The 19877-nt window shown below is 70.5% G+C and carries 16 protein-coding genes; 7 read left to right on the top strand and 9 right to left on the bottom strand.

The window, feature by feature from the left end:
• Positions 1 to 37 precede the first annotated feature (37 nt).
• Positions 38 to 580: an NUDIX domain-containing protein gene (locus tag ACFVKT_RS39140; protein WP_385741415.1), complete on the bottom strand. Its 543-nt coding sequence runs from the start codon at positions 578 to 580 to the stop codon at positions 38 to 40.
• A gap of 290 nt (positions 581 to 870) precedes the next feature.
• Here ACFVKT_RS39140 and ACFVKT_RS39135 point away from each other — a divergent pair, with 290 nt between their 5' ends.
• The 5 genes from ACFVKT_RS39135 to glpK all read left to right on the top strand — a co-directional run bounded on the left by ACFVKT_RS39135 (position 871) and on the right by glpK (position 7093).
• Positions 871 to 1299: a Zn-ribbon domain-containing OB-fold protein gene (locus ACFVKT_RS39135; protein ID WP_385741434.1), complete on the top strand. Its 429-nt coding sequence runs from the start codon at positions 871 to 873 to the stop codon at positions 1297 to 1299.
• A gap of 28 nt (positions 1300 to 1327) precedes the next feature.
• Positions 1328 to 2518 (top strand): lipid-transfer protein, encoded by a 1191-nt coding sequence (locus ACFVKT_RS39130; RefSeq protein ID WP_385741412.1) that lies wholly within the window; start codon positions 1328 to 1330, stop codon positions 2516 to 2518.
• A gap of 100 nt (positions 2519 to 2618) precedes the next feature.
• Positions 2619 to 4286 (top strand): EAL domain-containing protein, encoded by a 1668-nt coding sequence (locus tag ACFVKT_RS39125; RefSeq protein ID WP_385741409.1) that lies wholly within the window; start codon positions 2619 to 2621, stop codon positions 4284 to 4286.
• Between the two features lie 506 nt (positions 4287 to 4792).
• Positions 4793 to 5533 (top strand): MIP/aquaporin family protein, encoded by a 741-nt coding sequence (locus tag ACFVKT_RS39120; RefSeq protein ID WP_385741406.1) that lies wholly within the window; start codon positions 4793 to 4795, stop codon positions 5531 to 5533.
• A gap of 39 nt (positions 5534 to 5572) precedes the next feature.
• Positions 5573 to 7093 carry a glycerol kinase GlpK gene (glpK, locus tag ACFVKT_RS39115; protein WP_385741403.1) on the top strand — a complete coding sequence of 507 codons (1521 nt, stop codon included), beginning with the start codon at positions 5573 to 5575 and terminating at the stop codon, positions 7091 to 7093.
• A gap of 125 nt (positions 7094 to 7218) precedes the next feature.
• On the opposite strand, the gene ACFVKT_RS39110 is transcribed toward glpK, so the two are convergent.
• From ACFVKT_RS39110 to ACFVKT_RS39090, 5 genes are read right to left on the bottom strand one after another with little or no spacing between them, the layout of a single operon-like run.
• The gene (locus tag ACFVKT_RS39110; RefSeq protein ID WP_385741400.1) at positions 7219 to 7827 is read right to left on the bottom strand and encodes an ATP/GTP-binding protein; all 609 of its coding nucleotides are present in this window, start codon (positions 7825 to 7827) and stop codon (positions 7219 to 7221) included.
• A complete protein-coding gene (locus ACFVKT_RS39105; protein ID WP_385741397.1) occupies positions 7808 to 11422 on the bottom strand; it encodes a hydantoinase B/oxoprolinase family protein in 3615 nt (1204 codons plus the stop codon). Before ACFVKT_RS39105 ends, ACFVKT_RS39110 begins: the two co-directional genes overlap by 20 nt.
• Before the next feature lie 24 nt (positions 11423 to 11446).
• Positions 11447 to 11842, bottom strand: a complete 396-nt coding sequence (locus tag ACFVKT_RS39100) for a DUF742 domain-containing protein (RefSeq protein ID WP_385741394.1) — start codon at positions 11840 to 11842, stop codon at positions 11447 to 11449.
• 21 nt (positions 11843 to 11863) lie between these two features.
• On the bottom strand, positions 11864 to 12304 hold the full coding sequence (locus ACFVKT_RS39095) for a roadblock/LC7 domain-containing protein (RefSeq protein WP_385741391.1): 441 nt from the start codon (positions 12302 to 12304) through the stop codon (positions 11864 to 11866).
• Positions 12304 to 15273: a nitrate- and nitrite sensing domain-containing protein gene (locus ACFVKT_RS39090; RefSeq protein ID WP_385741388.1), complete on the bottom strand. Its 2970-nt coding sequence runs from the start codon at positions 15271 to 15273 to the stop codon at positions 12304 to 12306. Before ACFVKT_RS39090 ends, ACFVKT_RS39095 begins: the two co-directional genes overlap by 1 nt.
• A gap of 659 nt (positions 15274 to 15932) precedes the next feature.
• Here ACFVKT_RS39090 and ACFVKT_RS39085 point away from each other — a divergent pair.
• Entirely contained in the window at positions 15933 to 16487 is a 555-nt protein-coding gene (locus ACFVKT_RS39085; protein ID WP_385741432.1) for a hypothetical protein, read from the top strand.
• Positions 16488 to 16673: 186 nt separating this feature from the next.
• Here the strand turns inward: ACFVKT_RS39085 and ACFVKT_RS39080 are convergent, their stop codons facing one another.
• From ACFVKT_RS39080 to ACFVKT_RS39070, 3 genes are read right to left on the bottom strand one after another with little or no spacing between them, the layout of a single operon-like run.
• On the bottom strand, positions 16674 to 18062 hold the full coding sequence (locus ACFVKT_RS39080) for an NAD(P)/FAD-dependent oxidoreductase (protein ID WP_385741385.1): 1389 nt from the start codon (positions 18060 to 18062) through the stop codon (positions 16674 to 16676).
• Positions 18059 to 18235, bottom strand: coding sequence for a hypothetical protein (locus ACFVKT_RS39075; protein WP_385741382.1), 177 nt, complete (start codon positions 18233 to 18235; stop codon positions 18059 to 18061). Before ACFVKT_RS39075 ends, ACFVKT_RS39080 begins: the two co-directional genes overlap by 4 nt.
• Positions 18232 to 18552: a bifunctional 3-phenylpropionate/cinnamic acid dioxygenase ferredoxin subunit gene (locus ACFVKT_RS39070; protein ID WP_385741379.1), complete on the bottom strand. Its 321-nt coding sequence runs from the start codon at positions 18550 to 18552 to the stop codon at positions 18232 to 18234. The genes ACFVKT_RS39075 and ACFVKT_RS39070 overlap by 4 nt, the downstream gene beginning before the upstream one ends.
• Before the next feature lie 240 nt (positions 18553 to 18792).
• Between ACFVKT_RS39070 and ACFVKT_RS39065 the strand changes: the two genes are divergently transcribed.
• Positions 18793 to 19629 carry an IclR family transcriptional regulator gene (locus ACFVKT_RS39065; RefSeq protein WP_385741376.1) on the top strand — a complete coding sequence of 279 codons (837 nt, stop codon included), beginning with the start codon at positions 18793 to 18795 and terminating at the stop codon, positions 19627 to 19629.
• The last annotated feature ends 248 nt before the right edge of the window (positions 19630 to 19877 follow it).

Below are 19877 nucleotides of genomic sequence, written 5' to 3'. Positions count from 1 at the left end.
TCGCTGAGCGCCCCCGCACACCTTCAGGCGGGGCGCCTCAGATGTACCGCCCCTCGAACCATCCGTGCACCGCCAAGGTGTGCAGTGGGAAGGCGAGTTCGGCCGGCCGGCGCAGCAGGTGCCAGCCCGCTGTCTCGTCGGTGGCGGCGGGCGGCGGGAGTTCGGCGGCCGGGCGTTCGGGGAGGAGCCCGAAGAGCAGCAGGTGCCCGGCGGGGGAACTCATCGCGTCGGCGAGCCGTACCTCCCGGCTCGCCACGTCGATGCCCGTCTCCTCCCTCAGCTCTCTGACGACGGCGTGCCGCCAGTCCTCACTGCGGTCGATGAACCCTCCGGGCAGGGCGGTGCCCCCGCGCGCGGGGTCGATGGTCCGGGTGATCACGACCAGGGAGGTGCCTTGGGCGTCGTACACGGGTTGGAGGGCCACCGCGACCGGCAGCGGATTGCGGTAGGCCACGGTGGAGCAGACGCGGCAGGTGCGGGGCCAGCCGGAGACGCCCCCTCCGTAGGGCGCTCCGCAGCTCGAACAGTGGGAGTCCGGCGCGAAGTCGGCGGGCGGGTGCGGGGAAGGGGTTGCGGACACGCCGCGGACTGTATCCGATCACTTGAGCGACATCTTCAGCGCCCGGTTGCCTGGCCGCGAACCCCGGTCGGACGGAGGGGCGTTGGGGCGACACTTCGTGCGTGGCAGGCAGCGAGGGGCGGCCGGAGCCACCCCCGTGGGCTCCGCCCGCCCCTACGGATACCCCGACGCCGTGGAGGCCTCTGTGGTTCTCCTCCGCGCCCTGCCCAATTTCCGTTGCCCGTGGCACACTTCTGACGTTCCGTCAGATCCAGCGTCATGGAGGGGTCTTGTCGCGTTCACGCACACCTGTGGTCGCCGGATGGTTCTCCGGGGACGGCGACGACTTCCGTCTTCTCGGTACGCGTTGCTCAGCATGCTCCTCGGTCTTCTTCCCCCGCGAGGACACCAGCTGCCGAAACCCGGGCTGCTCGGGCGATGGTGAACTGTCCGAGGTGCCCTTGTCGCGGCGCGGCCGTGTCTGGTCCTACACAGACAGCCGGTACCGGCCACCGTCACCGTATGTGAGCGATCCGGAACTCTCGTGGGAACCCTACGCGTTGATCGCTGTGGAGCTGGAGCGCGAGCGAATCATCGTGCTCGGTCAGGCGGTTCCCGGGATCACCGTCGCCGATCTGGCGGTGGGCATCGAGGTCGAGGTCGTCCCCGGTGTGCTGAACGAGGACGAGGAGACGACCTGGACGACGTGGCACTGGCGGCCGACGGTGGTGGCGCGGTGAGAGGCGTAAGGCGTACGGGGGTCACGGTATGAGCGGTGAGGTGGCGGTGCTCGGCGTGGGTATGCACCCCTGGGGCAAGTGGGGCCGCGGCTTCGTCGAGTACGGGGTCGTGGCGGCGCGCGCGGCGCTCGCGGACGCCGATGTGGACTGGCGGGATGTCGGCTCGATCGTGGGTGCGGACACCGTGCGCGGCGGGTATCCGGGGTACGTGGCGGGGGCGACGTTCGCGAAGGCGCTCGGCTGGCAGGGGGCGCGGGTCGCGAGTGTGTACGCGGCGTGTGCGTCGGGAGCGCAGGCTCTCAATACGGCGCGGGCGCAGATACTTTCGGGTCTCGCGGATATCGTGCTCGTGGTGGGGGCGGACGCGGCGCCCAAAGGGTTCTTCCGCCCGGCGAACGGCGACAGACAGGACGATCCGGACTGGCTGCGGTTCCGCGTCCTGGGGGCGACGAATCCGACGTACTTCGGGTTGTACGCGCGGCGGCGGATGGCCGTTTACGGGGACACTCTCGAGGACTTCGCGCAGGTCAAGGTGAAAAACGCCGCCCTGGGGGCACTGAATCCGAACGCGAGATACAGGAAGAGGGTCACCGCCGAGGAGGTCGCCGGTTCTGCGGTCGTCGCCGATCCACTGCGGCTGCTCGACATCTGCGCCACCTCCGACGGAGGCGCGGCCGTCGTACTGTCCAGCATGGCCTTCGCACGACGACACGGTGCCGCGGACCCCGTGCGGATCCGAGCGGTGTCCACGGTGACGCCGCGCTACCCCAGCACCGTGCTCGACCTGCCGGACATCGCCACGGACTCCGCGATCGCGGTGGAGCCCTCGGCCGACACCTTTCGTGCGTCCGTCGCACGGGCGGCGTACGAGGAGGCGGGCATCGGTCCCGAGGATCTCTCCCTTGCCGAGGTGTACGACCTCTCCACGGCACTGGAGTTGCAGTGGTACGAAGATCTGGGGCTGTGCGCGGAGGGCGGGGCGGCCAAACTGCTGCGGGAAGGCGCCACGGCGCTGGGCGGGCGCATACCGGTGAACGTGAGTGGCGGCCTGGCCTCGTTCGGGGAGGCGGTTCCGGCACAGGCCATCGCCCAGGTGTGCGAGCTGACATGGCAGTTGCGGGGCACCGCCGGCGACCGGCAGGTCGCGGGGGCCCGGGTGGGGATCAGCGCGAATCAGGGGCTGTTCGGACACGGTTCATCGGTCGTCGCCGTGCGGTGATCCCGGCAGCCGCACGTACCCACTGTGACGAGCTGGAATTCCTGCGTGAACAGCTCGTGAATCGCGCCTGGGCGCACGCCACGGGCGCGATTATTCTCCCGTGCCCTCCTGGTCGGATACGCTCCGCTTCGCCTTTCAGCCGGTCGTCAATCTGACGACCGGAGGGGTTGCCGCTCTGGAGATACTCGCCCGCCCGGAAGCCGGTGACATCCTGGCCCAGGCCCGCCGCGACCCCGAACTCGACGGCCGGCTGGCCGCGTTCGCGATCCGGGCGGCCGCCCGCAAAAAGACTCTCCTGCCCCTGCACGTCAACGTGTTCGCCGGGACGCTGGCCGATCTCGGCGGCCTCTCGGCCCTGCGCGACGCCGTGCGCGAGGCCGGGCGGCTGCCGTGGGAAGTGACGGTCGATGTCGGACCGCCGTACACGCACGTGCCGCAGCACGCCCTGCTGGACGCGGTAGCCGCCTTGCGGGACGAGGGCTTCCGGATCTGCGCGGACGGGGTGGGCGACGGCGACGTACCCCTGCGGCTGCTCACGGACCTCGCGCCCGAGCTGATGAAGCTCGATGTGTCCCTGCTCGCGCGACCAGCGGCGGTGCGGGCGATGCGGACGCTGTGCGAAGAGCTGGGCGCGCTGCTGTCCGTCGAAGGGGTGGAGACCGAACTGCAGTGCGCCGCGGCGGTGGCGGCGGGCGCGCAACTGGCTCAGGGTGACCTGTTCGCGCCCCCCGCGCGGCTCCCCGCGGCAGACGTATACGTTCCGGCGCTCTCCCCCGGTGTCACCGAGACCCCCCGGTCGGGGCCGTCCGTACGGCAGTTCGTGCGGCCCGCCGCGCTGCTGCCCGCCACGGCGTCCGCGGGGCAGGTGCGGGCGCTGCTCACCGGATCGTCCGACGTGTCCGGGGTGCTGCTCGTGGACACCTCGGGGGTCCCGGTCCGGTCGGTGCACCGGTCGCGGTTCCTGCTGTCCATGTCGGGGCGCTACGGGCACGCGCTGTACGCCGACAGGCCGGCCGCCAAGCTCGGCGATCCGCCGCGTACGGTCGGGGTCGACGCCACCGCGTGGGAGGTCCTCGACGTGGTGGCGGACGGGGACCGGGACCGGACGTCCGACGATGTCGCGGTCGTCGACCGGTCCGGGAGGTGTGTGGGTGTCGTACGACTGGCCGATCTCGTACGGGCGTTGTCCGAGAGCCGGGTCGAGGAGGCGGCGGGGCTCAATCCGCTGACACGGCTGCCCGGTTCGGACGCGATCACCGGGGAGGTGGACCGGCGGATCGCGGACGGCCGGATGTTCGCGCTGAGCTGGCTGGACGTCGATCACTTCAAACAGGTCAACGACGGGGCCGGGTTCGCGGCGGGTGACGATCTGATCCGGGCTGTCGGGCAGGCGCTCCAGCGCGCGGCGTCCGGAGCGACTCGGGTGGGGCACATCGGCGGGGACGACTTCCTGGTCCTCGCGGACCCTGACACTCTCGATCCGCTGGCCGCCTCGGTGCTCGACACCCCCTGGACGGCGGGCGGACGGACCGTCACGCTGTCACTGGCCACGGTTCTGTGCGCACCCGGCAGCGTGACCGACCATCGACAGGCTGCCGCCTGCCTGGCGCCCCTCAAGCAGGCCGCGAAGGCCCTCAACGGGGCGAGTTGGGTGCTGGGGCGCGCAGGGCTGGCGGGGCACGAGATCCGTCGTGGGGCCGGTGCGGCGCCGACGGAGGACGGATTCTGGTGGGCGGGACGGTCCGGGAGTGACCGGCTGAGCAGCTGATGGACGGACCGGTTGGTGGTTCGCCGGCCGGCCTGCCGGTGCCCCACTGCCGATCTGCAGAAACTGCAGCGGCCGTAAGTCGGCCTCCTGGGGGCGTGGGGGACGGCAGCCGGCGCCTGTCCGACGGCGCTTAGATCGATGCGAACGCCGACCGGCTGCAGCACGCCATTTCGGTCAGGAGCGACCGCCGTGCTGCCACCCCGCAGCGCCCCACCAACCGTTGCTGTCCGCGACCTTGACGCCCTCTGGGCGCCGGTGAACACTTCCGGGTGTCAGTCGGTATCGCCGCATTCGGGCGTCTTCACGCACCGCGCCGCTCGGGTTTCCGACCTGCACCAAAGGGCCATCCCCATGGGCGATTCCGCTGCCACGGCACGCTCGTCACGGACGCCGGGCGGGGAGCGGGACCTTCCTGCCCTCGGCTGAAGTAGCCATGGGAAACGTGGGAAACGCATCCTGCACGGTGGCCCGGAGCCGATTGCTCCAGGCCAGGCCTAGGAGCCGCCATGAGCAACGCAGACATCTTTGTCGGCGAGTTGATCGGCACCGCCATTCTGATCCTGTTCGGCGCAGGAGTGTGCGCCGCGGTCACGCTCAGCAAGTCCAAGGCCCGGGGAGCGGGCTGGGTTGTCATCGCCTTCGGATGGGGCTTCGGCGTCCTCGCCGGCGCGTACACCGCGGCGCCGCTGTCGGGCGGGCAGATCAACCCGGCGGTGACGATCGGATTCGCGATCGAGGGCACCACGAAGTGGGAGGACGTGCCCTTCTATGTTCTTGGGCAGTTCGCCGGAGCCATCGTCGGGGCCGTGCTGTGCTGGCTGCTGTACCTGGGCCAGTTCAACCTCAACGCCGAGGAGAGCGAGTCCATCGAGACGCTGGGGATCTTCTCGACCCGGCCCGAGATCAACAATCCCGTGCAGAACCTGATCACCGAGTTCATCGCCACCGTCGCCCTGATGCTGCCCATTCTGGCCATGGTCGGCGGCGACAAGCACGTGGCGGGCATCGGGGACGCGGGCCTGCCCGTCCTGCTCATCGCCCTCCTCGTCGTCGGGATCGGCCTTTCGCTCGGCGGCCCCACGGGATACGCCATCAACCCGGCCCGCGACCTGGGGCCGCGACTCACGCACGCGCTGCTGCCGATACCCAACAAGGGCACCTCGGAGTGGAGTTACTCCTGGATTCCGGTGGTCGGCCCGATCGCGGGCGCCGTCGTCGGTGCCCTGATCTACGTCGCAGCGTTCTAACGCAGCTCTCCAACGCAGCCTTCTGACGAAGGGGACGTCATGACGGACCATGCCGAGAAGTACGTCGCCGCAATCGACCAGGGCACCACATCGAGCCGCTGCATCATCTTCGACCACGGCGGCGCGATCGTCGCCGTCGATCAGCGCGAACACCGCCAGATCTTTCCCAAGCCGGGCTGGGTGGAACACGACGCCACCGAGATCTGGTCGAAGGTGCAGGCAGTGGTCGCCGGTGCGATCGCCAAGGCCGGGCTGCGCGCGGAGCAGTTGAGCGCGCTCGGGATCACCAACCAGCGTGAGACGACGGTCCTCTGGGACCGCGCCACCGGAAAGCCCGTGCACAACGCGATCGTCTGGCAGGACACCCGTACTTCCGCCCTCTGCAACGAACTGGGCGGCTCAGACGGGCAGGACCGCTTCCGCGAGCAGACCGGACTGCCGCTGGCCAGCTACTTCTCCGGGCCCAAGGCTGCCTGGCTCCTCGACAACGTGCCGGGCCTGCGCGCGCGTGCCGAGCGCGGTGAGATCGCCTTCGGCACCATCGACTCCTGGCTGATCTGGAACCTGACGGGCGGCACGGACGGCGGGCGGCACGTCACCGACGTGACCAACGCCGGACGCACCATGCTCATGAACCTGGAAACGCTCCAGTGGGACCAGTCCATCCTCTCCGCTATGAACGTCCCCGAGGCGATCCTCCCGGAGATCAGGTCCTCCGCTGAGGTATACGGCCCCGCTGTGGGCCAACTCGCGGGCGTCCCGGTCGCGTCGGCGCTCGGCGACCAGCAGGCGGCGGTGTTCGGGCAGGCCTGCTACGACGTGGGCACCGCGAAGAACACGTACGGCACGGGCAGTTTCCTGTTGCTCAACACGGGGAACCGGCCCGTTCCTTCGAAGAACGGGCTGCTGACCACCATGGGGTACAAGATCGGCACCGAGGCGCCGGTCTACTGCCTCGAAGGGTCGATCGCGATCACCGGCGCCCTGGTGCAGTGGTTCCGCGACCAGCTCGGCATCATCCGTCACGCCGACGAGATCGAGACGCTGGCGGCGAGCGTCGACGACAACGGCGGCGCGTACATCGTGCCCGCGTTCTCCGGTCTGTTCGCGCCCTACTGGCGTTCCGACGCGCGCGGGGTGGTCACCGGGCTGACGCGGTTCGTCACGAAGGCGCACCTGGCCCGCGCTGTTCTGGAGGCGACCAGCTGGCAGACGCGTGAGGTGGTCGACGCCATGTACCAGGACTCCGGGGTGCAGATCACCACGCTGAAGGTGGACGGCGGCATGACCAAGAACAATCTGCTGATGCAACACCAGGCGGACGTCCTCGGGGTGCCGGTGATCCGACCGAAGGTCTCCGAGACGACCTGTCTGGGCGCCGCGTACGCGGCCGGTCTCGCCACCGGCGTCTGGAACGACCTCGACGAGCTCAAGTCGCACTGGCAGAAGGACGTCGAGTGGACTCCGGCCATGGAACCCTCCGTGCGTGACCGCGAGTACCACAACTGGCGCAAAGCGGTGGAGAAGAGCTTCGGCTGGCACGAGGAGGGCCTGAGCTGAAACAGGGGTCCACGCGCGCGTGCCTTTCGCACGAGCCACGCGCGTCCATGACCACGGCCCGTACCCCGGTCGGCGGGGGTACGGGCCGTACTCGCGCGCAGGCGGCGGAAAGCGAGTGCCGTACGTCAGGTCGTCGTGACGGGTTGGCGCTGTCCGGACGCCGACGCCAGCGCGTGCTCGACGACGCCGATGAGGACCTCCTTGGCCGAGTCGCGGTCCCGCGCGTCGCAGAGGACGACGGGCACGTCGGGGTCGAGATCGAGGGCCTGACGGACGGTTTCGGCAGGGTAGCGGGCGGCGTCCTCGAAGCAGTTGACACCGACGACGAAGGGTATGGACCGCCGCTCGAAGTAGTCGACGGCGGCGAAGCAGTCCTCCAGGCGGCGGGTGTCGGCGAGCACGACGGCGCCCAGCGAGCCGGTTGCGAGCTCGTCCCACAGGAACCAGAAGCGGTCCTGCCCGGGGGTTCCGAAGAGGTACAGCACCAGATCCTCGCGGAGGGTGATGCGGCCGAAGTCCATGGCGACGGTGGTGGTGTGCTTGCCCTCCACGCCCCTGGTGTCGTCGACGGGACGGCCGGCCTCGGTGAGCACCTCCTCGGTGCGCAGTGGTTTGATCTCGCTGACCGCGCCGACGAGGGTCGTCTTGCCCACGCCGAATCCGCCGGCCACGAGGATCTTGAGCGTGACGGGCTCGACCGGAGGCTTGCCGCGCTCAGAACGCCCGAAGATCATCGATCTCTTCTCCTGCTTGATGGGGGTCGTGCGACGGTGGGCCGTAGCCTCCGCCGCCGGGGGTTTCGATGACGAGTACGTCGTCGGGGCCGACGTCGGCCGCATCACTTCCGCCGAGTTCGGTGACCGTGCCGTCCGCGCGCTCCACCCGGTTGGCACCGAGCGCCCCGGGTTTGCCGCCCGCCATGCCGTAGGGCGGCACCCTGCGGTGCTGGGAGAGCGTGGACACGGTCATGGGCTCCCGGAAGCGGATACGGCGCACGGCGCCGTCCCCGCCGCTCCAGCGCCCCGCGCCGCCGCTTCCACGGCGGACGGCGAACTCGTCGAGCTGTACCGGCAGTCGCCACTCAAGGACCTCTGGGTCGGTGAGCCGCGAGTTGGTCATATGGGTCTGGACGACGGACGCGCCGGGGAAGCCGTCGCCCGCGCCGGACCCGGAGGCCACGGTCTCGTAGTACTGGTACCGCTCGTTGCCGAAGGTGACGTTGTTCATGGTGCCTGATCCCTCGGCCTGCACGCCCAGTGCTCCGTACAGGGCTCCGGTGATCGCCTGGGACGTCTCGACGTTCCCCGCGACGACGGCGGCCGGGGGCTCGGGCGCGAGCATCGAGCCCGGGGGCACCACGATGTCGAGGGGGCGCAGGCAGCCGTCGTTGAGCGGGATGTCGTCGTCCACCAGGGTGCGGAAGACGTACAGGACAGCCGCGTTGACCACCGCGAAGGGCGCGTTGAAGTTCGTGGTGAGCTGCGGGGACGTACCGGTGAAGTCGACAGTGGCGGAGCGTTTTTCACGGTCTACGGAGACGCGGACCCGGATGACGGCCCCGGAGTCGGTCTCGTATGTGAACTCGCCGCCTTCCAGGGTGTCGATGACGCGGCGTACCGCTTCTTCGGCGTTGTCCTGGACGTGCTTCATGTACGCCTGTACGACATCGAGGCCGAAGTTGTCGATCATGCGGGCGACTTCGTCGACACCCTTCTGATTCGCGGCGATCTGGGCGCGCAGGTCGGCGAGGTTGGTCTTCGGGTTGCGCGACGGGTAGGGCGCCCGGGTGAGCAGGGTGAGGGTCTCGGTCTCGCGGAACCGGCCGTTCTCGGCGAGCAGCCAGTTGTCGAAGAGGATGCCCTCCTCGTCGATGGTGCGGCTGTTGGCGGGCATGGAGCCCGGGGCGATGCCACCGATCTCGGCGTGGTGGCCGCGCGAGGCGACGTAGAAGAGGATCCGTTCACTCTCCGTGTCGAAGACGGGGGTGATCACGGTGACGTCGGGGAGGTGGGTGCCGCCGTGGTACGGATCGTTGACCGCGTAGGTGTCCCCGGGGCGCATCCCGTCTCCGCGTCGCCGGATGACCTCCTTGACGCTGGTGCCCATCGAGCCCAAGTGCACCGGAATATGGGGGGCGTTGGCGACCAGGCTGCCGTCGGGGTCGAAGAGGGCGCACGAGAAATCCAGGCGCTCCTTGATGTTGACCGACTGGGCGGTGGACTCCAGGCGGGCGCCCATTTGCTCCGCGATGGACATGAAGAGGTTGTTGAAGACCTCAAGGAGGACGGGGTCCGCTTCCGTGCCGAGATCGGAACTCTGCGTAATCGCCGCGCGTTCCATGACCAGATGCCCGTCGTCGGTCGTCGCGGCCTGCCAGCCGTCGTCGACGACGGTCGTCGAGCCGGCCTCGGTGATGATCGCGGGTCCGGTGACCGTGTGACCGGGAGGCAGTTCCTCTCGACGGAGGAGGGGTACGTCGCGGCGGGCGCCGCCGGTATGGAGTGCGGCCGTCTCCGGTGCGGCGGAGCGGTTCTCGAAGACGGCGAGGGCGGAGAGATCGGGGGGTTCGGTGAGACCGGTGGCTTCCACGGAGAGGGCTTCGACGACGACCGGACGGTCGAGGATGAAGGAGTAGGTGGCGCGATGGCGTTCTTCGAAGGCGTGGGTCATGGTGTCGGGCTGGGTGAGTTCGACGGTGAGTGCCGTGTCCGTGCCGTCGTAGCGGAGTTGGGCGCGGCGGGTGACCCGGATGCGGTCCTCGGGCACGTCCTCGGCGAGGAGTTCGGCTCGGGCGGCGCCTTCCAGGTCGTCCGCGGTCTTCAGGACGCCGGGCATCGCGGAGGCGTCCAGGGGCACCTCGACGGACTGTTCGCGCATGGCAGTCGTATCGGCGAGTCCGATTCCGAGGGCGGACAGCACACCGGCCATGGGCGGCACAAGGACGGTGCGGATGCCGAGCGAGTCCGCGACCATGCACGCGTGCTGGCCGCCCGCGCCGCCGAAGGTGGTCAGCGCGTACCGGGTGACGTCATGGCCCTTCTGGACCGAGATCCGCTTGACGGCGTTGGCGATATTGGCCACGGCGATCTGGAGGTAGCCCTCGGCGACCTGCTCGGGGGTACGGTCGTCGCCGGTCCGCTCCCGGATCTCCCGGGCGAGGGCCGCGAAGCGGTCGCGGACCAGCGCGTCGTCGAGCGGCTGATCGCCGCCCGGACCGAACACCCTGGGGAAATGGGCCGGTTGGATGCGCCCGAGGGCGACATTGGCGTCGGTGACGGTCAGCGGGCCGCCGCCGCGGTAGCAGGCGGGTCCGGGTTCGGCGCCCGCCGAGTCAGGGCCCACGCGGTAGCGGGAGCCGTCGAAGTGGAGCAGCGAGCCGCCGCCCGCGGCGACGGTGTGGATGTCCAGCATCGGCGAGCGCAGCCGGACCCCGGCGATCCGGGTGGTGAAGACCCGCTCGTACTCTCCGGCGAAGTGCGAGACGTCGGTGGAGGTGCCGCCCATGTCGAAGCCGATGACGCGGTCGAAGCCGGCGAGCTGCGACATCCGGGCCATGCCGACGATGCCGCCCGCCGGACCGGACAGGATGGCGTCCTTGCCGCGGAACTGGCCGGCTTCGGTCAGACCGCCGTTGGACTGCATGAACATCAGCCGCACGCCCCGGAGTTCGTCGGCGACGTGCTCGACGTAGCGGCGCAGTACGGGCGACAGGTAGGCGTCGACCACGGCGGTGTCTCCGCGCGGGACGAGCTTCATCAGCGGGCTGACCTCGCTGGAGAGCGAGATCTGCGGGAAGCCGGTACGGGCCGCCAGTTCGCCGACGGCCTCTTCGTGGGCCGGGTGGAGGTGGCTGTGCATGCAGACGACGGCGACGGCGCGGATTCCGGAGTCGTACGCCTCCTGGAGGGGGCCGGCCAGGGCTTCCAGGTCGGGGGCGCGCAGCACGGCGCCGTCGGCGGCGATCCGCTCGTCGACCTCGACGACACGCTCGTACAGCAGTTCGGGCATTTCGATCGCGCGGGCGAAGATGTGGGGGCGGTTCTGGTAGGCGATGCGCAGGGCGTCGCGGAAGCCGCGGGTGATGACCAGGAGGGTTCGCTCGCCTCTGCGCTCGAGCAGGGCGTTGGTGGCGACGGTGGTGCCCATGCGCACGGCGTCGATCTCCGCGCCCTCTTCGAGGAGCGCCCGCACGCCCGCGACCGCGGCGTCGGCGTACTTGGCCGGGTTCTCGGACAGCAGTTTATGCATGAGCAGGCTGCCGTCCGGACGTCGCGCGACGACGTCGGTGAAGGTACCGCCCCGGTCGACCCAGAACTGCCAGCCTGTCACGTCTGTTCCCCGCTTCCGCCCTGCTCAGAGCGCCCGGAGGCCGTTGATCACGTCGCGCAGAATACTCTCGTCCGGCAGCTCGGCGGGGGGTACCGGACGGCTCACGTGGACCATTTCCTCGTCCACGAGGTCCCCGATGAGGACCCGGACCACGCCGACGGGAAGGTCGAGTTCGGCGGCGAGTTCGGCGACCGACTGCGGTGCGTCGCGGCAGAGTTCGACGATGTCCACATGCTCCGGGGACAGCGACTGGTCCGCCTCGGGGTCGTCGGCGTACGACTCCGCCACGACCACCGCGATCAGGTCGAGGCGGTGTTGGGCCGTACTGGTGGTGCGGCCGCGTGTCATGGCGTACGGCCGGACCACCGGTCCGGCCTCGTCGTCGAACCAGCGGGGTCTGCCCTGGCTGTCTCCGCTCACGCTCACACTCATGTCGTCCCACTACCCGCCGGAGGGCGGATCGGTGCGTGGAGCGGCGGTCAGATGTACGCCGACCCGCTTGACCAGGAGTGTCATTTCGTAGGCGACCTGCCCGACGTCCGAGTCGGCGTCCGACAGGACGGCCAGGCAGCTCCCGTCGCCCGCCGCCGTGACGAACAGGAAGGCCTCGTCCAGTTCCACGACCGTCTGGCGGACACTGCCCGCCTCGAAATGACGGCCCACGCCCTTGGCAAGGCTGTGGAAGCCGGAGGCGACGGCGGCCAGGTGCTCGCTGTCCTCCCGGGACAGGTCCTTGGACACGCCTATGGGCAGGCCGTCGCCGGAGAGCACGACCGCCTGGCGGATGCTGGCGACGCGGTCCACCAGGTCGTCGAGGAGCCAGTTCAGCTCCCCCGACACCTTGCTGATCGCGGTGGGCCCTGTCGCCTTCGGTGCGGTCATCAACCGTCCCCCTCTGTCGTTCCTGGTGCTGTGCCGTCGTGGGGCTCGTCGCCCGCGGCATTCTCCTCGCGGCCACGCTGCCAGCCGCGCTGGAGCGAGGCCATCCGGCTGCGTACCTCGTCGGCGTCGCGTTCGGCGGGGTCCGCGCCGTTGCCGGCCCCGCGCTTGTCCCGCTCGCTGCTTCGCTCGAGGTCGTTCTTCAGTTGCGGGGCCAGATTGGCCTGGCGGACGCGGCGGGGTAGCGGGCCCGCTGCCGATTCCACTGCCGCCGTCGGGGCCGCGGGGCGCGGATTGGTCTCGCCCGCGCCGGGCGACGAGGCGGTGCGGCGACTGCGTTGGGGAAGGGCAGGGGCCTCTCCCTGCTCGTCGGCACCCCGAAGCTCAGGAGCCTGTCGGAGGCCGGAGGACTCGCGCCGTCCGAGGGCCCTTCTGAGACCGATGGAGTCCGAGAAATCGGCTCCGTCCCTCTCCGGGGTCTCGAGGTTCTCGTCCCCGCGCCGTGCCAGGGTCTCGGCGCGCGCGCCGCGCCATCTGGCCGCGAGCGGCTGCATGGCGTCGGTCTCCGCCAGGCCACGCCGTTCCCCCTGCTCGGGCCCCTCCGTGGGCTCGGGACCGGCTGCCGGATCGAAGTCCTCCGCGGGCCCCTCGTCCGTCCCGCCGCGGCGGGACCGCGTCTGGGTCACCGGTCGGCCGTGCGAGCTGACCAGCTTCGGCGCCCTGCGTCGGGGCAGCGGGACAGCCCCGTCCGGCTGGCCGTCGTCGCCGGACCGGGAGAGCTCGTCCCGGCTGTCACGGGTCTCGTGGTGCTGGTCGTCCGAAACACCGGTGATCGAGCGCCGCGGCCTGAACAGACCGCCGCGTTCGCCTTCGTCGTCGCCGAGGGCGCCGGGGAAGCCGCTCAGGGTGTCGAGGTCGACCGGTGCTTCCAGCTCGACGGGTCCGTCAAGAATCGAGGCGGGCAGACCTGGGATCTGGACCGGCGTCTGGGAGAACGCGGCCTTGCGATCCGCTTCGACCTCGCCCTCCCGCGTGGGCAGCACACGGTCGAGGCGGAAGCCGACGCCGTTGGTGTCCGGGACCTCCTCCGTGAGCAGCGCGTCGGGGATGAAGACGACCGCGGTGGTACCGCCGTACGGGGACGGCTGGAGGGAGACGCGGACGTTCTGCCGCTGCGCGAGCCGGCTGACCACGAAGAGCCCGAGGCGGTCGGTGTCGGACAGCTCGAACTCCGGGGTTTCGGCGAGCCGCAGATTGGCGTCGAGGAGCGCCTCGGCCGCCATACCCAGGCCGCGGTCGTGGATCTCCAGAGTGAAGCCGTTGGCGACGCGCTCACCGTGAACGTGCACGGCCGTGTGCGGAGGCGAGAACACCGTGGCGTTCTCGAGGAGTTCGGCGACAAGGTGCGTGAGGTCGGCGACGGCCGGCCCGGTGGCGGCGACCCGCGGCAGGCGGCGTACCTCGATGCGCTCGTAGTCCTCGACCTCGGCGACGGCGGCGCGGACGATGTCCATGAGCTGGACCGGCTTGCGCCACTGCCGGGACGGGGCGGCCCCGGAGAGGATGACCAGGCCCTCGGCATGGCGGCGCATCCGGGTCGTCAGGTGGTCGAGGCGGAACAGGTCCGCGAGTTCGTCGGTGTCGTCGGTCCTGCGCTCCATGGTGTCCAGCAGGGTGAGCTGCTTGTGGAGCAGGACCTGGCTGCGGCGGGCGAGGTTGACGAAGACCTCGGAGACGCCGTCGCGCAGTTCGGACTGTTTGACGGCGGCCTCGACGGCGGCGCGCTGAAGGGTGTTGAGGGCCTGGCCGACCTCGCCGATCTCGTTCCGGTCGTACTCCAGGCGCGGAACCTCGGTCTCGACGTCGACCACTTCGCCCGCGGACAGGCGGCGCATGACACTCGGCAACCGGACGCCGGACGCCTCGTGGGCCTCGACGCGCAGCCGGCTCAGGTCGCGTATGAGGCCGCGGCCGATGCGTACGGACATGAAGAGCGAGAACAGCAGGGCCATGAGCCCGAGGACGCCCGCGATGACCGCCTTCAGGATGACGCCGATCACGACCGGCTGGACCCGGTCCTGGTAGCGGTCGGCCGCCTGGTCGTTGAGCGTGCCCAGTTCTTCGAGGACATGCCCGGCCGCGGTGTCCCAGTTCTTCGCGGTGACGCCGCTGGGTGAGTCGGCCTCGGAGGTGACAACAGCCTGCTCGGCCACCCGCAGAGGGGCGGTGTCGGCGTTCTTCCAGTAGCGCTCGAAGCGCTCGCGGTCCGCGGAGGGCAGCAGCGGCAGGCTCATCTCGTACATCAGTGCGCGCTGGGCCATGAGATCGGACGCGTCACGGATCTCGTCCTTGGTGATGCGGCCGGCGACCAGCGCGGAGCCCAGGAGGGCGTCCTCGCGGGAGAGGAACTCACGGGCCCTGGCGAGGTTGACCAGCGCGCGGCCCTGCTTGTCCATCTCCACGTTGTTGAGCAGGTGGATGTTGGTCATCAGGACATAGCAGGGGTCGACCAGACGGTTGTAGAGGTCCAGGGACTGGGCCCGGTTGACCGTGCCCTCCTCGACGCTCTGGCGCAGCGAGTCGATTCCGTCGAACGCGTCCAGGATGGTGTTGAGGCGCTCGGAGGGGATCTCCCCCATGTACTCGCGCACGTCCTCGTCCTTGGCGTTCTCACGGACCTTCGCCACGGCGTCGTCGGTGGCGGTGCGGCTGCGTTTGAGCGCCGCGAGGGCGTCGGAGGCGCGGGGATCTGCCAGATAGACGAGAGTCTGGCGGCGCTCCTGCTGAAGGACGCGGACAGCGTCCTCGGTGGGGTAGCCGATCTTCTCCACCACGTCCGACATGTTGAAGAGGTTGTTGGCCTCGCGCCCGGTGAGTACCGTCGCGAACGCCCAGATGGCCGTCAGGGACACCAGCGGCACCAGGAGCAGCGCCACGATCTTCCGGCGGATCGACTTCCCGCGAAAGCGCATGGCCTCCCCCAGCTCAACCCCCTCCGGCCCGGGGGTACACATGTGCGTCAACAAACGGCGTGAGCCTACTACCGACCCACCAGGAACTCGAAGACCCGTCCGGGAGCAGACGTCCCATTTGGGGAACGGAACATGGGGAGTTGTCCGTTCATTGAGGGAGATTGCCTCCCGGAATCCGGCAAGGGCGCCGGACCACATCGGAGCGGTGAACTCCGTCAGTTGGCCGGATTTCTTCGCTCCTTGGGAATCTTCGAGGCCCGTTGTTCGTCTTTCTATACGGGAGACGGGGGCGGAATCGGCCACAGGAGCCGCATGCCGCGCCCAGGCGGCGTAATACAGCGCAAGCCGGGCAGCCAAAGGGGAGCCGGAGTCGTCTGACACCGGTGCGACAGGTCTGCTGGGCGGTGGGGAGTGACGAGTTGATGGGCACGGCGGAGCGGAGCGGAGCGCCGGGGATCAGCGTTGCGGAGCCCGAGGCGGCACAACGAGCCACGCAGGCACCGGATCGCGACACTCGGGCATACGGGCACGATCGGTTGGACGAGCGACACGGACCGACGGGCGGGTACATCGTGGACGGGCAGGGCGTTGCCGTGGCTGCGCGCAGCGATGCGGACGGACCCGACGTGACCGCGGAAGGGCGCAACCACACGGAGGCGCTGGGCGGGAGCGCGGGCGGGCGCGGCCCGACGCGAGGACAGGAGCAGGCCCCCGGCCCCGCCGAAAGGCAGGGCTTCGCGGCGGGAGCGCCCGGGTTCCCGGAAGCGCGGGGGCTCGCGGCGGAGGAGACGGAGGAGGAGTACGAAGAGGAAGAGCGCGTGCACTACCGGCCGTTGTGGGTCGAGGAGCCCGCGCGCAGGCGCCGGTTGCCCGACCCGGTGCGTACGGCGGCCGTGCGGGCGCTGCTCATCGTCTCCGTGACCCTGATACAGGCCATGGTGGCCTTCCTGTCCACGCTCGCGGGATCCTGGCTGGCCTTCCCGATGGTCCTCAGCAGTGTTGCCAGCACTGTGGTGGCCACCTGGGCCGCCCTCGATGTCTGGGTGACACGACAGGTGTGGAACCAGCGCAACGGAGTGGTGTCGGTACCGAGCAGCACGGCACGGGCATTGCGGCGCGAGCGGCGCAGGGCCCGACGCCAGGCACGGACGGACGAGCGCGCCCAGGAGCGGATACGCCGCCAGAGCGCGGCCAGTCAGCTGTCGCACTCCTAGGCATCCTCAGGTGCCACCAGTGACCCGGTGGCACCTGAGGCACCTGAGGCACCTGAGGCACCTGAGGCACCTGAGGCACCTGAGGATCGCGCCCCCATGCGCCGCCCTACGTCCAGGCCCGCCCGCTGGGCGGACCGGCGACACCGCCACCGACCGCCCCGCCAAGCCCGCTGAAGGGTCAGGGCGTCACAGCGGCGCCGGCTCCACCGGACCTGCGCTGCGGGCGAGTTCACGACGCGCCCGCATGAACGGACGTGGGCGGTCGACGGAGAGGACGGCTGTCGTACGACCCTCGCGTTCGTAGAGGGCCAGGAAGCCGCCCTCCGCCGGTGCGCCGTCCTCGATGGCGCCCTCGGCGATGCGGACGGTGTCGGCCTCGTGCCGCCGGCCCGCGAACTGGATGCGTGCGCCGTACTGATCGGACCAGAAGTAGGGCAGGGGTCGCACGGTGTCCACGGTGCGACCGGCGAGCAAGTTGCGTACGGCGACCCGGGGTTGCTCGGTGGCCGAGGTCCAGTGCTCGGCTCGGGTTCCGCCGACGCGGGCGACGTCTCCGACGGCGACCACCTGGGGAAGTCCGGTCACGCACCCGTCGTCGCACAGCACGCCGTCGTGCAGGGCAAGCGTGGAACCCGCGAGCCAGCTGGTGTTGGGGGTGGCGCCGATGCCGACGATCACGACGTCCGCGGGGAGGGTCCGGCCGTCGGTGAGCCGCACACCGGTGACGGTACGCCGCGGCGCGCGGTTATCGGCGGCCTCCGGTCCGGCAGCGCGGCCATCGTGCGAGGGCGTGGTGCGGTCGGCGTGTGAGGCCATGGTGCGGTCAGCCCGCGTCGTGGCGCGGCCATCGTGCGAGGCCGTGGTGCGGTCCCCGTGCGTCGCGGCGCGGTCCCCGTGTGCACGCGCGGCGCGGTCCCCGTGTGCACGCGCGGCGCCGCTCCCCAGCAAACCGGCGACACCGGTGCCGGCGATGAGGTCGACGCCGCCTCGGCGGTGCAGCGCGGCACACACGGCGGCCATGTCGGGGCCGAGTTGGGGGACGAGGGGCAGCGGCGCAGCCTCGACGACCGTGACGTCGTGGCTCAGGGCTGCGCACGAGGAGGCGGTCTCGGCGCCGATGAAACCGCCGCCGATGACGACGACGTGGAGCGGGCCCCGGGTGAGCTCGTCACGCAGGGCACGGGCGTCGTCGAGGGTGCGCAGGGTGTGGACTCCGGCGAGGTCGTCGCCCGGGAGGCGGCGGGCCGAGGCGCCGGTGGCGATGACCACGCCGTCGGTGGAGACGGTACGGCCGTCGTCGAGGAGGACGGTGCGACCGCGGGCGTCGAGGCCGCGGGCACGTACGCCGAGGAGCCACTCGGCGTCGAGTTCCGCACTCTCCTCGTCGTCGGTGAGGGCGAGTTGGTCCTCGTCGGCGCGGCCGGTGAGGAAGTCCTTGGACAGGGGCGGGCGGTCGTACGGTCGGTGGGGCTCGTCCCCCACGATCACCAGCCGTCCGTCGAAACCTTGGGCCCGCAGTTCGCGGGCGGCGTACACCCCGGCGAGGGAGGCACCGACGACGGTCACGGTCCTCATGAGGTGCGCCTCCGGACCCGTACGACGGGGACGGCGGCGACTGCGGGGACGAGGAGCACGACGGGTTCGCCGGGCAGGCCGGGCACAACGCCGGATTCACTCGCGGTACGCCGCGAGAGCCGGTGCCCCGTAAAAGCAACCCGCTCGTCGTCGGCAGTGGTCTCATACGTCATGCGGCGGTGCCCTCCTCCGCGGCCAGATGGACGTGGATGACGCCGTCGTCGACGCTGACGCGGTGGGTGCGGACGGGGCGGCGTGCGGGCAGGCACGTCGGTTGCCCCGTGCGGAGATCGAATGAGGCGGCGTGCAGCGGGCATTCGACCAGACAGCCCTCCAGCCAGCCCTCGGAGAGGGAGGCGTCCTGGTGGGTGCAGGTGTCGTCGATGGCGTACAGCTCGCCGTCGGCGTTGAACACGGCGATGGGCGGCGTGGCGTCGATACGGACGGATTCGCCAACGGGGAGGTCTTCGAGGCGGCAGACGGGAATCATGGGCCCCCCTCTCGGTCCGGACAGATTGTCCGACCGCTCAGGTCCAGGCAGTCCGGTTGACCGAGCTTGAGGTGCTCGCCTTCGAGCCCTGGCCGGTTCCGGACGCTTCGGTAACATGATGTTTCGTATGGCGCATGAGGGAGCGCTATGCGCAACAGAATCCGTGCGGGAGTCCCGTCACGTCAAGGGCTTCCCGCAGATGCGGCCCAAACAGGGCCGCCAGGTGGTGAGAGTTGAGCTATGACCCGCACTCAGAAGCAGGCTGAGCCGAACGAGGGGAACGACGCCAACGGAGCGACGGCGGAGAAGCAGGGCAGAGGGGCGGGCAGCGCGGTCCAGTCGGTGGACCGGGCCGTGAGCGTGCTGGAGATCCTCGCGCGGCTCGGCGAGGCGGGTGTCACCGAGATCGCCGACGAGCTGGAGGTGCACAAGTCCACCGCCTTCCGGCTGCTCGGCGTCCTGGAGAACCGCGGTCTGGTGGCGCAGGCCAAGGACCGCGGGAAGTACTACCTGGGCGCCGCCGTACTGCGCCTCGCGGGAGCGGCGGCGGTGCGGCTGGACATCTCCCAGGAGGGCGTGCCGGTCTGCCGCGAACTGGCCGACGAACTGGGCGAGACCGTCAACATCGCGGTCCTCGACGACGACGCGGCGGTCAACATCATGCAGGCCCGTGGCGCCGCCTCCGTCACCGCCCAGAACTGGCTGGGCAGACGCACCCCCCTGCACGCCACCTCCAGCGGAAAGGTCCTCCTCGCACACCTTCCGCCCACGCTGCGCGAGGGCCTGCTAGCCCGCCCGCTGCGGCGTTTCACCGAGCGCACCATCACCGGCACCGCCGCACTGCGCTCCGAACTGGAGGCGGTCGTCGAGCAGGGCTACGCCTACGCGCTGGAAGAGCTGGAGCTGGGCCTCGCCGCGGTGGCCGCCCCGGTGCGCGCCCACGACGGCAAGGTCATCGGCGCGATCAGCACCTCGGGGCCGGTGTACCGGCTGGACTCGGACCGGCTGCCGGATCTCGCCAAGCGCACGGTCGCCTCCGCGGCCGAGCTCTCACGCCGGATGGGCTACGGCTTCTGACGGAAGCCGCGGCGGACACACGGCGGGCAGCGGACACGTAACGCGGCCGGAAACGGCTCCGTACAACCGGCCGAGTGCGCGGCCGGGGGACCCGCACCGCACAGGAACACGCACGCGAACACGCACGCGGACAGAGGCGCGGGGGGGGGGGGGGCCCCCCCCCCCCCCCCCGGGGGGGGGGGGGGGGGGGGGGCCCCCCCCGGGCTTGGACCCGGTGTTACCCCCCCCCATCTCGACCCCAACACAGC

The organism is Streptomyces sp. NPDC127595 (genome assembly GCF_042671685.1).
Lineage (GTDB): Bacteria > Actinomycetota > Actinomycetes > Streptomycetales > Streptomycetaceae > Streptomyces.
This window is presented reverse-complemented; position numbering and strand designations above follow the sequence as displayed.